The 13854-nt window shown below is 55.7% G+C and carries 12 protein-coding genes; 10 read left to right on the forward strand and 2 right to left on the reverse strand.

Annotation, left to right across the window (positions count from 1 at the left end; translation table 11 throughout):
- The first annotated feature begins 12 nt into the window (after positions 1 to 12).
- Positions 13 to 1077, forward strand: a complete 1065-nt coding sequence (locus tag FEM41_RS08735; protein WP_138095609.1) for a fimbrial protein — start codon at positions 13 to 15, stop codon at positions 1075 to 1077.
- A 29-nt stretch (positions 1078 to 1106) separates the two neighbouring features.
- Here FEM41_RS08735 and FEM41_RS08740 read toward each other — a convergent pair whose 3' ends face one another.
- Positions 1107 to 1706: a LuxR C-terminal-related transcriptional regulator gene (locus FEM41_RS08740; RefSeq protein ID WP_168198774.1), complete on the reverse strand. Its 600-nt coding sequence runs from the start codon at positions 1704 to 1706 to the stop codon at positions 1107 to 1109.
- Between the two features lie 614 nt (positions 1707 to 2320).
- Between FEM41_RS08740 and FEM41_RS08745 the strand changes: the two genes are divergently transcribed.
- Positions 2321 to 2941 carry a LuxR C-terminal-related transcriptional regulator gene (locus FEM41_RS08745; RefSeq protein WP_138095611.1) on the forward strand — a complete coding sequence of 207 codons (621 nt, stop codon included), beginning with the start codon at positions 2321 to 2323 and terminating at the stop codon, positions 2939 to 2941.
- Between the two features lie 40 nt (positions 2942 to 2981).
- Here the strand turns inward: FEM41_RS08745 and FEM41_RS08750 are convergent, their stop codons facing one another.
- Positions 2982 to 4436, reverse strand: a complete 1455-nt coding sequence (locus FEM41_RS08750) for a LecA/PA-IL family lectin (RefSeq protein ID WP_138095612.1) — start codon at positions 4434 to 4436, stop codon at positions 2982 to 2984.
- Positions 4437 to 4965: 529 nt separating this feature from the next.
- Between FEM41_RS08750 and FEM41_RS08755 the strand changes: the two genes are divergently transcribed.
- The 8 genes from FEM41_RS08755 to codA all read left to right on the forward strand — a co-directional run bounded on the left by FEM41_RS08755 (position 4966) and on the right by codA (position 13851).
- Positions 4966 to 5844 carry a vWA domain-containing protein gene (locus FEM41_RS08755; protein WP_138095613.1) on the forward strand — a complete coding sequence of 293 codons (879 nt, stop codon included), beginning with the start codon at positions 4966 to 4968 and terminating at the stop codon, positions 5842 to 5844.
- A gap of 120 nt (positions 5845 to 5964) precedes the next feature.
- The gene (locus tag FEM41_RS08760) at positions 5965 to 6327 is read left to right on the forward strand and encodes a copper resistance protein (protein WP_138095614.1); all 363 of its coding nucleotides are present in this window, start codon (positions 5965 to 5967) and stop codon (positions 6325 to 6327) included.
- 52 nt (positions 6328 to 6379) lie between these two features.
- Positions 6380 to 8413, forward strand: a complete 2034-nt coding sequence (locus FEM41_RS08765) for a protein-disulfide reductase DsbD family protein (RefSeq protein ID WP_138095615.1) — start codon at positions 6380 to 6382, stop codon at positions 8411 to 8413.
- Positions 8410 to 9126: a DsbA family protein gene (locus FEM41_RS08770; RefSeq protein ID WP_138095616.1), complete on the forward strand. Its 717-nt coding sequence runs from the start codon at positions 8410 to 8412 to the stop codon at positions 9124 to 9126. Before FEM41_RS08765 ends, FEM41_RS08770 begins: the two co-directional genes overlap by 4 nt.
- The gene (locus tag FEM41_RS08775; protein WP_241666584.1) at positions 9116 to 9625 is read left to right on the forward strand and encodes a redoxin domain-containing protein; all 510 of its coding nucleotides are present in this window, start codon (positions 9116 to 9118) and stop codon (positions 9623 to 9625) included. Before FEM41_RS08770 ends, FEM41_RS08775 begins: the two co-directional genes overlap by 11 nt.
- Before the next feature lie 500 nt (positions 9626 to 10125).
- Entirely contained in the window at positions 10126 to 11382 is a 1257-nt protein-coding gene (gene codB / locus FEM41_RS08780) for a cytosine permease (protein WP_138095617.1), read from the forward strand.
- 1 nt (position 11383) lies between these two features.
- On the forward strand, positions 11384 to 12613 hold the full coding sequence (locus FEM41_RS08785) for a PucR family transcriptional regulator (RefSeq protein ID WP_138095618.1): 1230 nt from the start codon (positions 11384 to 11386) through the stop codon (positions 12611 to 12613).
- Positions 12613 to 13851, forward strand: a complete 1239-nt coding sequence (gene codA / locus FEM41_RS08790; protein WP_138095619.1) for a cytosine deaminase — start codon at positions 12613 to 12615, stop codon at positions 13849 to 13851. The genes FEM41_RS08785 and codA overlap by 1 nt, the downstream gene beginning before the upstream one ends.
- Positions 13852 to 13854: the final 3 nt, after the last annotated feature.

Genomic DNA, 13854 nt, shown 5'->3' on the forward strand with positions numbered 1-13854 from the left:
CGGGATAGCATCATGATAAGACTATTGATTTTAGTGGTGCTGGCGGGCTTTAGCGCATCCAGCTACGCCACCTGCGCCAGTGGGAGTATCCAGTACGCCGCGCCGATTAATGTCGATCTTTCCGATAAGTTGAGTCCGGCGACGCCGGAGTGGACGGGAACCTTCAGCACGCAATATTCCGGAAGCTTTAACTGTTCAACCGGCAACAGCGTATTCGCCTATACGCCGATTCTCTCGACGGACAGTAGCTACGCCACCGTGTTGGGATTCAGCAATAATAAATATAATGTTCGCGCCGAAATTACCGATGAACACCCCAATGCCACCCTATCTAAGGGGGGCAGCCATAGCGCTTCGGAACTGAACACCAGTTTTACCGTACGTTTCACTCTGGTGAGTAAGGCGGGGACGGCTCTGACCGGAGATACCGCAACCCTGAACGATGTTATGTTCGTCAGCGATATGAGCGGATTGTCACTCTGGGAAATCATCATGTGGCCGATTAACCAGATTGGTAAGATCCTCCAGTGGCTGTTTAACGGTTTTAACTGGCCCTATGACAACCGTGATATGTTCGGCCAGCCGATGATCGTGAAGTATGCGCCGAAGCTGACCACCTGCGCGTTCGATAACGCCGGGCTTACCGTGACGCTGCCGACCCTGGGCATCAGTCAGGTGACCGCTTCCAGTCAGCCGGGACTGACGCCTTTTACCCTGAATATGCGCTGTGAGTCGCTGGCGCAGAATAATACCTCTGACCGGGCTATCGAGATGTTTCTGTCGAGCAATAATCTGCTGTCCGGCGACAGTTCCGTGTTGGTGGATAACAGCAGCGATGCAGCCAAAGGCGTAGGGCTGCGGGTGGTGAAACGCGAAGCGGGGGAGATACCGGTGACTTTCTCGACCTCCACCACCAGCCGCGGTAGCGCTACGGCCATCTTTAGCGTCGCGGCGGGCGGTGCGTTGAGCGAAAACTTTACCATTCCTATGGCTGTCTACTACTATCCCTATGCGCCGCAAAGCGTGACTCAGGGGAAAATTAACACTTCCGCTACCCTCAATATTATCTATCCGTAATGGGGCCGGGCAGGGAGCCTGCCCCGTCTCTATTTGGCGTTTTCCATCAGCAACAGATATTTCATCAACTCGCTATTGCTGGTAACCCCCAATTTTTTCATCGCGTTATGTTTTTGCGTGGCGATTGTGCTGGTCGCCCGGTGTTTGATTTGGGCGATTTCATTCAGCGTATAGCCCTGGGCCATCATATGCAGAACTTCCCGTTCACCTGGCGAAAGCGGAAAGCGCTGCTTGCCGGCGCTGCGCATACGTGCCTTCAGATAAGCGGAAACAAAAGGCATGCTGGGGTCGGGTTGCTGAAGATACGCAATCGCTTTATACAGCTCGGCGCTGCTGTCATACAGGCTTAAGGTGACGCTAAACTGTATATCGATAATATATTGAATTAGCCATGGGTTGGCGTTGGGAACAATAATGACGCGCCGCACATTGCAGGCCTTGCAGCTGCGATCAATATCGCCGTTTATGAATCGGTTAAAGGACTTATGCCCAAACAGAAAACTAAACTCGCTAATAAGGATATCTGGCGGATTATTCGAAAGTGTTGCGAATAGTGCATCAACATTGTCACTAAAAAGAATAGACTCCTGGGGGTAATGGAAACCGTCTTCAAAGAACCGATAAATCATCTTCCTGAAAATATTATCCCGATAAAATACGGCTATCCTGGTATTGCCTGGGAATTTGTCCATTTTGTTTTATTACATCGTCATTGAATGGGTGAATGATATGAGAATTACTCTGGTACCTCAAGTTGTGACTCAGTCTTATTCCCCAGGATAAACGCGTTGCCGTAGTAAAAATCCTGGCTATTTTGGCAGGAGACACTTAGAAACATCGCAAATGCACATCTTTTATTGCGAATAAATAACGCTTTTTTTACATAAAATGTGATGATATTTATCATTTTGTGATATTAAAAACCTTACATTCATTATAAATCAGGATGAAATTCTGTTTTATGTGTTAATAATGGATTAGTTTTATTAATTAAAATATTAGCTCGATATTTTTATTTTATATTTGATGATTGTGGCGGTGTCTATTTACTTGCAAGTGCCAGGAGTCTATCTTTTGTTAGGAGTTTATCTCATTGGAAATTCCTAAATTTGGGAAAGCTAACTCCTTCGACAGGAGTGGTAGAGGTTACTATTTAGCGGCAAGGAAAACTGTCCATACTCGGGCAGCATATTACCCATCTCTATCTGCATGATGCAGGATGGTCGATATAAGGAGGTTTGTCATGGGAACCAAAAAGGAAATTAATATTGCCGTTGTCGATGCTTGTGAATTTACACTGATCGGCCTTGAGCAACTGGTCCGAAGAGATCCAGTGGAGTCTATGAATATTCGCTTCCACGGATTTATGGATATCGAGGACTTATGTTGCAGTGGCATTGATTACGATGCGGTTATTTATGATCCGCTTAACACCCGTAACTTTATGGTCAATGTGGAGCAGGATATTCAGGCGATTAAAAAACGCTACCATCGGGCTCGGGTTTATATTTATTCGTCCTCGGTTGGATTTCTGAAGGTGTCCAGCGTGGATGGGATGTTTAATAAGAGCATTTCTCTGGGAGATCTGGAAGTACTGTGGCGTATCATTACCAGCAGAATCTCCAGTGCGGGCACCAATTATCATCTGAATATCTCCGTTGATGCCGGGAAAAACGCCTGCCTGACCAGCGAAGAAGCCAGCGTGCTGCGGGGCTATGCCTGGAACCTGAAAACCAAACAGATCGCCCGACTATTGGGCTGTAATGTCAGACAGGTCTACTTCTATAAAAGCAATGCCATGAATAAGTTAAATGTGATGCGTGGCCCGGCTTTCCATCAGCAAATCCGCTGTATTCTTAACTGATTGAGCATGAGGGGCAGGGCTTAAAGCCCTGCCCTGCAGGTTATTGAATAGCGCTTGCCGGAATATCCGGGAAAGCCCGGGTGGTGATATTGGCGTAGCCGCCTGCACCACCTTCATAAAGCATCGTCAGCTTGCCTTTATCCTCCAGGCGCCCTTTGGCGATGAAACGCCGTGAGCTGCGCCCCTTCACCAGGCGCCCGCACAGGTAAACATATCCCTGGGAGTCGAACGTCATGCCGGTAAACTGCATTTCGTGGCCGCTGGCAATTTGTTCAAAACGGAACAGAAAGCGGGACTGCCAGCCAGCGGTGGAGGAGGTATCGTCAATCACCCACAAATTGCCCTGGAAACCAATCAGGTAAGCGCGGTTTTGGGCATCAAAGGCGATATCCGTCACCAGCTTATCGTTAGTTTTCCCAAACGGCACCACCGTTTCGCCCGGCGCCGGGCTGACTCGCAGGCTGTTGCTGTCGCTGCGTTTCATGGTGGCGGTGGAATTGGGATCGTGCTGGTAATAGAAAACCTTATTTTCTGAGTCTGTAAACATAAAGCCGGTGTTGTCTTTACGGAACGCCATACCGTCGATCTTTCTGCCGGAAAGCCCTTTAATCTGTTCGCGCTTGCCGTCCTTTTCCCGATACGCCTGACGCTGATTAGACCAGAAGTAGTAGGACCAGCCGTCGGTGGTCAGGGCGTTGCTCTGGCCCACGTTGCGGTTATTATCCACCACCTTTTTAATCACTTCGCCCGTCTGGGGATCGTGACTAAAGATATCCGCGCCGTCATTGGCGCCGCCATCAATGGCGATGGCGAACAGTTCGTCGGCCTCGGTATATTTGGGCGGTTTTGGCTCAGGCTTTGACTCAGGTTTTGGTTCAGGTTTTGACTCAGGCTTTGGTTCAGGCTTTGGCTCAGGTTTTGGTTCTGGGGGCGGAGCGGGCCGGGATTCCTGGCACTGACAGCCGGTATGGACGGGGCCACAGTTTTCCAGCAGCTTCTTTAAGGTGTTGGCCAGCATATTGACCGTGTTGATGATTTCCGGCGCCCGGGCACAGATGTCCTCCTCGCCATGAATCAGATCCCCGGCCAGCGGCGGCGGGTTCTGTTGTGAATTTTGCTCGTCGGCGGGCTGTTCGCTGCTTTCCTGGCAGCCCGGATAAACCTGGGCCTGAAAACTGCCGCTGTTATCACCATAAAATTTGGCGCCATCCTGAACAAAAAGGATCAGTTCGCCTTCAGCAGGGGCCGGAAAATTGACGATACCGTTACCCACATCGAAGATAACATCGCCAATCTTGCCTCTAAGCGCGACCTTATCGTCGTTTTTCCCCGCCACACCTTGCGGGCCTGCCAGCGTGTGAGCTTCTTTGCCGCGCTTAATCCAGCCGCTGGCGGTGATGGTGACGGGTTCTCCCTTCTTCAGGATAATGCCCGTGCTGCTGCCTGCGGGATTTTTGGCTGCGATATCGCCGGACCAGACGGGGGATGCTGTCATTTATGCCTCCTTAATATCACCATTGGCGGTTGTGAAAAAGAGTGAGAACCGCCGGGGACGTTGAGTATTTTAATGTTCATGAACGTTTATCTTTTGGTGCTTTTGTTGAGTCCTTTAAAATTATCACCCATAATTACAAAGGTTAATGTTAATACCATTTTTATAAGAAAAAAAAGTGATAGCGGCGTGTAAGTAATAATGATGCAGGACTGCAAGAAGCATAGATTATCTCCGGGTGTTCGGTGTTTTATTGTCATTATGAATATTGTATTTATTTTGTATCTTATTGTTATTGGATGGTTTTTGTGATTTTGATTAGGAATTTCTTTATGTTGGTTTATGATTTATTAAATTAAATAACATTAATGAAGTGGTTATTTTCCCAGAACGATGTTTACTCCTTTTTGTGACGACTGTGGCGATTTTTTTCTTGCCTGCCATCGTGCGTTCTGTCTATGTTTTTTATTAATAATATTTATATTTTTTTGAGCGTCCTGTTCTGATATTCCTGCATGGAGAAACCACAACGATGAGCACATCCAGTACCGCGACCCAGCCCGTTGATTTAGTGATAGTGATCGATACCAGCCTGTCGATGTCGGATGAAGCCGAAGCATTAAGCCAGGCGCTGAATGCTGCCGTGGAAGAGGCTAAAAGCGCGTGCCCTTCCGACCTGCGAGTGAAATTCCTCGGTATTGAGGGCACCTTTGACAATAGCGATTTTAATGAGACGGTGCGCCAGTATCTGACCGGTATCGGCGTGGATGGCGGCGCTCTGAAGGGGAGAGTCCGGGATACGGTCGATCGTGCCGGCGCCCAGGAAGACGTGGCTCGTGCGGTAGAGGACGTCAGTCGCTACTACGACTGGCGCCCGGGAGCCGAACGTAACCTGTTTGTGCTGGGCGACGAGAGTATGGAAGGGGGCGACATGGTGCTGAATCCTGAGCGCATCCAGGCCTGTACCAGCGCTATTGCCACCGCAGTGCAGAACAAAGTGAAGGTACATACCTATCTGGGAACGCCCTATGCCAGCGATCCCTATCCCACTCCGGCTGATGAAGAAGCGATGATTAAGGAGTACCGGCGCCTGGCGCTGCGTACCGGTGGAGAAGACTATATCTACACCCGCGGCGTGGCGGACTTTACCCAGGTGCTGAAGCAGACCATCTGTGCCAGCCGGGTGCCGCAGGAGCAGAGCATCGCCGATAAGCAGAAAGAAGCGGATAAGCTGGAAGGGATAGATTCCGGCAGCGATATCTGCGATCACGCCGGAGAAATTATCAAGGCAGTGAATACCCTGGCAGGCGTGCTGGATAAGCTGGTGGATATCTGCGGACCGGGTGGCGGTAAGGGCGGTTGTCGCTGCCATGAGCATGAAAAAGAGGAAACCGAAAAAGGAGAGTGTTGATTACCGCAGTTACGGCGGCCACAGTGGTCGTCGTTTCCTTTCCAACAATTCTTTACAGCACAACCATTGCGAAATAGCCCCGTCTGGCTAAGATAAGCCTCATTAATAACTGGGGGTGTCATGGTCAAACGGCAGCGAATGGCTGGCTGGTTTCTGGGTCTGGCATGCGTCGTGATGCTGGTATGCATCGCGCAGCGCGTGGCGGGCCTGCATGCGCTGGCGCTGATCGCACAGCCTGCGGCCGTCACCTATGCCGGTGACGCTAACCCGTCCGATGAAGCGCCGGTCTCCCCCTGCGAACTTAGCGCGAAATCCCTGCTGGCGGCGCCGCCGGTACTGTTTGACGGCGTGGTACTGGCGCTGGCTTTGCTACTGGTTCTGCTGGCGCCGCGCCCGTTACGGCGTTTACGCCTTGCACCGCCGCCTGCGGCTTCCCCTCCTTCCCTCAGGGTCCATCTGCGATTATGCGTATTCCGTGAATGAGTCAGCGCCTGTCCTTTTTTTCAGGTTAATGACTTAGTTACGGAGAAAATCTATGTCTGTTTTATTCAGGCGAGCGCTGCTCTGCCTGTTATGGCTGTGGCTGCCTGCAAGCTGGGCGGCGGACAGCGGTTGGCTGCGCGCGCCGGACAACCAACATGCCAGCGTACGACTACGCACCGGGGCCCCGCAGGGGGAAAATCGTGTCAATCTGCTGCTTGATATCAAGCTGGAGAAGGGCTGGAAAACCTACTGGCGATCGCCAGGGGAAGGGGGGGTAGCGCCCTCGATCCGCTGGAACAGCGACGGTATTAACGCGCGCTGGCAGTGGCCGACGCCGCATCGTTTTGATGTGGCCGGTATTACCACCCAGGGGTATAAAGGCGACGTCACGCTTCCCATCGAACTACAGGGCCGCCTGCCGGGCAGGCTTTCCGGCGTACTGACGCTCTCTACCTGTAGCAATGTCTGCATTCTTACCGACTACCCGTTCCAGTTGGATCTCGCCAGCCCGACCGGGCCGCAGTTTGCCCATGACTATGCCCGGGCGCTGGGGCAGGTTCCGCCGGATCAGGGACTGACCCGGACCCTGAGCGCCGGATATCGTTCGGGAGAACTGGTGGTAACGGCAACCCGCGACGGCGGCTGGCATCAGCCCGAACTGTTTCTTGATAACCCGGACGATGCCTCATTTGGCGAGCCGGATTATCGGGTCGAGGGCTCACGGTTAACGGCGACGGTGCCGGTCAGCGATAGCTGGGGTGATGAGGCGCCGGATCTGCGGGGTCAGCATCTTTCGCTGGTGCTGGCCGATGGTGATATGGCTCAGCAGAGCCAGTTAACGGTGGGCGAAGCAGGTCAGACGGCGTCTGGTTCGGGCGTTGGACTATGGCAGGGGATTCTGGCGGCGCTGGTGGGGGGCTTTATTCTCAATCTGATGCCCTGCGTGCTACCGGTGCTGGGGATGAAGCTTGGTAGCGTACTGCAGGTCCAGGGTCAGAGCCAACGCCAGGTGCGGTGTCAGTTTATCGCTTCTGCCGCCGGGATCGTGGTCTCTTTCTTGGCGCTGGCCCTGATGATGACGCTGCTGCGGCTGGGCAATCAGGCGCTGGGCTGGGGCGTCCAGTTCCAGAACCCGTGGTTTATTGGCGGCATGGCGCTGGTGATGGCGCTGTTCAGCGCCAGTCTGTTTGGGTTGTTTGAGCTACGTCTCTCTTCGGGAGCCACCACCCGGCTTGCCACCTGGGGCGGAAACGGCACGGCGGGTCACTTCTGGCAGGGGGTCTTCGCCACGCTGTTGGCCACCCCCTGTACCGCGCCGTTTCTGGGAACTGCGCTGGCCCTGGCGCTGGCGGCGCCGCTGCCGGTGCTGTGGGGCATCTTCCTGGCGCTGGGCATAGGTATGAGCCTGCCGTGGCTGTTGATTGCCGTCTGGCCAACGCTGGCGCTGCGGCTGCCGCGTCCCGGACGCTGGATGAACGTGCTGCGTACCGTGCTGGGGCTGATGATGCTGGGCTCGGCCCTGTGGTTGCTGAGCTTGCTGGCTCTGCACATTGGGCGAGGTGCCGCGTTTGGCCTGGGTATTACCCTGTTGGTGCTTCTGCTGGCGGCGATAGCCCGGCGTTACGGCTGGCGTACTGCCGGTATCAGCGCCAGCATAGCGGTACTTCTGGTGGGGGGCGTGCTGTTCGGTGCTTCCCTGACCAGCGAAAAGCGTCCGCTGCGCGATGAAGTGAACTGGCAGCCGCTTAGCGAACAGGCCATCCGTCAGGCGCTGGCCGACAATAAGCGGGTGTTTGTGGATGTCACCGCCGACTGGTGCGTGACCTGTAAAGCCAATAAATACAATGTGCTGCTGCGCGACGAGACCCAGAAAGCTCTGAAGGCGCCGGATGTCGTGGCTCTGCGCGGCGACTGGAGTCGTCCGTCCGCCGAGATTACCGCCTTCCTTAACCGCCGCGGCAGCGTTGCGGTTCCCTTTAACCAGGTTTACGGCCCGGGCCTGCCGCAGGGAAAAATCCTGCCTGCATTGCTGAGCCGTGAAGATGTTCTCAATGCCCTGTCTGAATCCAAAGGAAAACAACCATGAGAGTGCTTAGCTTTATTCTGCTTTTTTGTCTGGCGCCGCTGAGTGTGGCCGCCCCGTTTACGCCCGAGCAGGAAGCGCGCATTAAAGCGCTGGTGCGTGAAACCATGGTGTCCGAGCCGGATATTCTGGGCCAGTCGCTGGATGCCTGGCAGCAGAAAGGCAGCCAGGATCGCATTCAGTCAGTGCTCTCATCCCAAAAGGAGGCGCTCTACCACGATGACGCCAGCCCATCGATGGGAGCAGAAAAGCCGCTGCTGACCCTGGTAACCTTTACCGACTATAACTGCCCGTATTGCAAACGCTTCGATCCGGAACTGGATCGCATTGTGAAAAATAATCCGCAAGTCCGGCTGATTATTAAGCTGATTCCGTTCCGGGGGGAAAGCTCAATCACCTCGGCCCGGGAAGCGCTGACGGTATGGCGTAAGGATCCTCAGCACTTCTGGGCGCTGCATCAGAAGCTGATGGCGAAAAAGGGCTACCATGATGATGCCAGTATTCGTACCGCTTTCCAGAAGTCCGGCGCCATGGCGGTTGAACCGGATAAGCAGAGTGAAGATACGCTGCGCACTAACCTGAAACTGGCCGAAGCGCTGGGGGTACAGGGTACGCCGGCAACCCTGGTCGGGGATACCATGCTTTCCGGGGCCGTTCCCCGGGAAGATCTGGAGGCGCTGGTGAAGGAGCAACTGGCGAAAGCTCGTGGCGGCTAAATGGCGCCGCCGCCTGCGGGAACTGCTGGTGATGCTGGCGTTAACGGTTGCGGTAGTGCTGGTAGTGGATACCCTGCGTTCACCGACGGTTTCCGGCCAGCAGTTGAGCCAGCCGTTGCATACCCTGGATGGAAAGGGGGTGGATCTGGCGGCGCTTAGTCAGGACAAACCGCTGCTGGTCTATATCTGGGCCACCTGGTGCAGTATCTGTCGTCATACTACGCCGGGCATCGAACAGCGGGTTAAGGACGGGGATAACGTGCTCACCATCGCACTGCGCTCCGGCGATGATGCCAGCCTGGAACGTTGGCTGGCGCGCCGCCGTCTGTCCATGCCGGTGGTTAACGACAGCGCCGGACGGCTGGCCGCCGCCTGGCAGGTGGGGGTGACGCCCACTCTGCTGGTTGTCTCCAAAGGGAAGGTGGTATCCAGCACCACCGGCTGGACCAGCGGCCCGGGCATTCAACTGCGGCTATGGTGGGCCCGGTTGATGCAGTAATGAAAAGGCCGGAGCATCTGCTCCGGCCTTTTTGCGTAACGTTATTGCAAATTTACGATCTGGGTACCTTGCAGCTGACGTCGGGATCCTTTATCGAAGAGGGCCAGGAACTGGCGCATCGGTTACCACAATACAAGGAGGAATTTATGACAATTGCACAGAAGTTGGAGCAAATAGGGCGGTAAACAGGGCCGTCTGTCGGGAGGAACAGGAAGCGACAGGGAAATCGCTCACACCATGCTACAGAATAATATGGATGACGTGACCGTCATGAAAATTACCGGTATCTCAGAAGATGAGCTAAACCAGAATCGCCGCTTTGCACCTTAATGGTGCAAAAAAAGATTTGCGCGCACCATTCTGGTGCTTATTGCTTTGTTTACAGGCTATAAATGTGCAATCTGCACACTTATAGCTATCCTCTGCGCCCTGTTTTCACTGGCACATTTCTTGCTAATAACAGTCCGTTTATTATGGGTTAATTGCAGAGGAATCGCCTTATGTCAGCCAGTAACGAATTTCCCCTGAGCGAGGCGCCGGACAGTGGGCGTCGAGGGCTGTTTTCCATCTCAATGGTGCTGTTCAGCTTTACCTTTTTCACCGGCACGATGTTTGCTGGCGGCAAGTTGGGAGTGGCATTCCCCATCGTCGAGATGCTGTGGATTGCGACGATCGGCAATTCGCTGCTGGCGATCTATGCGGCGGCGCTGGGCTGGATTGCCGCACGCAGCGGCCTGAATACGGTGCTGATGGGGCGTTTTTGCTTTGGCGAGGCAGGCAGTCGACTTTCTGATTTTCTGCTCGGGTTTGCAGAGCTGGGCTGGTATGCGTGGGGTACCGCCACGGTAGCGATTTCGCTGGTTCGCCTGCTGGCGCTGCCGGAATGGTTGACGATTCCGTTGATGGTGCTGTTTGGTCTGGGCTTCTGCATCACGGCACTGGTGGGCTTTAAAGGCCTGGATATGCTGTCCCGGGTGTCGGTTCCCCTGATGTTTGTGCTGCTGGTGGTGTCGATGTGGATCGCCACCCGTCACGCCGGCGGCTGGCAGGGGATGACCACCATTGCACCGAGCCAGAGCATGGGCTGGTCTGCGGCCATCACCATGGTGTTTGGCACTTTTGCCAGCGGAGCCACCCAGGCTACCAACTGGACCCGCATGGCGCGCGGCAGCGGCCCGGCCATTGGCGCCAGTCTGATCAGTTTCTTGATCGGCAATGGTCTGATGGTGGTGGCGGGCGCCTGGTGCGCCGTGGTGTATCAGCAGTCGGATATCGTTGCCGTGATGATGCTACAGGGGCTCTCCGTTGCCGCCGTGATTATGCTGTGCCTGAACCTGTGGACCATCCAGGGGCCGACGATTTATAACGTCTCTGCCGCCGCCTGCCATCTGTTGCGCAGCGAGCGTCGTCGTACCCTGACGCTGCTCAGTGCCGGTATCGGTATTATTCTGGCCATCGGCGGCATGTATGAGATGCTGATTCCTTTCCTGGTACTACTCGGCAGTATTATTCCTCCGGTGGGCGGCGTGATTATCGCTGACTACTGGTTCCATCGTCGTGGTCGTTATCCATCTGTGCAGAGTGCACAGCTGCCGCGTTACAACTGGGCCGGGCTGACCGCCTACGGTCTGGGGGCGCTGTGCGCCTGCTTTTCGCCCTGGGTTGCTCCACTGGTGGGCATTGGCGTGGCGGCGCTGAGCTATATCCTGTTGACCGGGCTGGCGCGCCGTTCGGTTGCCGCGACCCAGAGGCAGTAAGATGAGCATGACGATTGGCGATATCCTGGCGCTGGAAGGGCTGGGGGCGATGCGTCCCAGGGCAGGGGAGCACTCGCTGCATGCGCCGGTACGCTGGTACTACGTGGCGGAAAACGAAGGCATTGCCGATTGGGTGATGGGGGGCGAACTGGTCTTTGTCACCGGCATTAACCATCCGCGGGATGAGACCAATCTGCTGCAGCTGCTACGCGAAGGGCGAGAGCGTGGCATTGCCGGTATGGTGGTGCTGACCGGGCCGGATTTTATTCGTGCGATTCCTCCGGCGGCCATTGCGCTGGCGAATACCCTGAATATTGCGCTGATCGAGCAGCCCTATCAGCTAAAAATGGTGATTGTCACTGAGCTTATCGCCACCGCCCTGGTACGGCGCGATCAGCTGGAACGTTCGCGCCGCGATATGCTGTTGCAGCTGCTGACCGGGGACTATCCGGACGTGGAGATTATTCGCCAGCGCGCTCGCAGCCAGAATCTTGACCTGTCGCTGCCGTTGCGGGTGGTGGCTTTCCGGCTGACCGGCGCCGTCGCGCTGTTTCGCGATCTGCCCGGCGAAGCGGCAGAGGCGCATCTGCAACAGGCGCGTCAGCTCGCCAGCCAGCGGTTACAGGTGCTGTTGGGCCAACTGGACAACCCTTTTCCGCTGCTGGTTACCGGACAGATGTTTATTATGCTGCTCCCGGAGCCGGGGCTGTCGCGCCATAAGCAGCGGCTACAGCAATGGTTGCAGGAAGGCGCGGAAGACTCGCGCGAGCCGCTGGCGCTGTTGTGCGGCGCGTCGTCTGCAGTCTCTGACCTGAGCCACTGGTCGAATGCGCTGGCGGAAGCCCGAAGGGCGCTGGATGTGGCGGCCGGTCTGGCACCGCGTCAGCGCCTGTGCGATTACGATCAGTTGGGGGTGATCAAACTGCTCAGCGCCGTGGGCGATCGCGCTTTGCTGGCTGATTTTGCCCGCGATACACTGGGGCGGCTCATCGAACCCGCACGCCGTTCCCCTTACCTTCTGGTGGAAACTCTGGAGGCGCTGATTCAGGAAAACGGCAACGCGCTGCGCGCCGCTGAACGACTTTCCATCCACCGCAACACGCTGCACCAGCGCTTGCAGCGTATTGAACAACAATCCGGCCATACGCTGGACGATCCGCAGTTTCGGCTGGATGCCGCCGTGGCGCTGCTGATCTGGCGTATGTCCCAGACCAATCTACAGGAGTCCTGATGAAGATTATCAACGCCCGCTTACGCCGTCGTGAAGGCTGGTACAGCATCGTTCTGGATGGCGATCTCATCGCCAGCGTTACCCCACAGTCTGAACCGTGCGCACCGCAGAATGGGGAACTGGATGCCGAAGGCGGGCTGGTGATCCCGCCGCTGGTGGAGCCCCATATCCATCTGGACGCCACCCTGACCGCCGGGGAGCCGGAATGGAATATGAGCGGCACCCTGTTTGAAGGCATCGAGCGCTGGGGCCAGCGCAAGGCGACCATTACCCATGACGACACCAAAAGCCGGGCCCATTCCACTATCGGCTGGCTGCGCGATCACGGCATTCAGCACGTGCGCACCCATGTGGATGTCACCGACCCGAGCCTTGCCGCGTTGAAAGCGATGCTGGAAGTCAAAGAAGAGGCGCGGGATCTTATCGATCTGCAGATCGTCGCTTTTCCTCAGGAAGGGATCGAATCCTTCCCCAATGGCCGGGCGCTGATGGAGCAGGCGGTAGAGATGGGGGCCGACGTAGTTGGCGGGATCCCGCATTTTGAGAATACCCGCGATCAGGGCGTCAGCTCCGTGAAGTTCCTGATGGATCTGGCCGAACGGACCGGCTGCCTGGTGGATGTACACTGCGACGAAACTGACGATCCGCAGTCGCGTTTTCTGGAAGTGCTGGCCGAAGAGGCGCGGGTACGCGATATGGGGGCGCGAGTGACCGCCAGCCATACCGTCGCGATGGGGTCTTATGATAACGCCTACTGCTCCAAACTGTTCCGCCTGCTGAAACGCTCCGGGATTAGCTTTGTCTCCTGTCCGACCGAAAGCATCCATTTACAGGGTCGTTTCGATACCTGGCCGAAACGCCGCGGCGTTACCCGGGTGGCGGAGCTGGACAGAGCCGGAATGAACGTCTGCTTTGGTCAGGATTCCATTAAGGATCCCTGGTATCCGCTGGGCAATGGCAACATCCTGCGGGTGCTGGACGCGGGTATGCACATCTGTCAGATGATGGGCTATGAGGATCTTCAGCGCAGCCTGGACTTCGTGACCGACAACAGCGCCAGGGCGATGAACCTGGGGGAGCGCTACGGCATTGAACCCGGCCGCCCGGCTAATCTGGTGATTCTGGATGCGGAAAACGATTATGAAGTGCTGCGCCGTCAGGCGAAAGCCAGAATCTCCGTACGCAATGGTAAGGTTATTCTGCGCCGTCACCCGGAACGCCTGGAGTATCCGCACTAATTC

This window comes from Jejubacter calystegiae (genome assembly GCF_005671395.1).
Classification (GTDB): Bacteria; Pseudomonadota; Gammaproteobacteria; order Enterobacterales; family Enterobacteriaceae; genus Jejubacter; species Jejubacter calystegiae.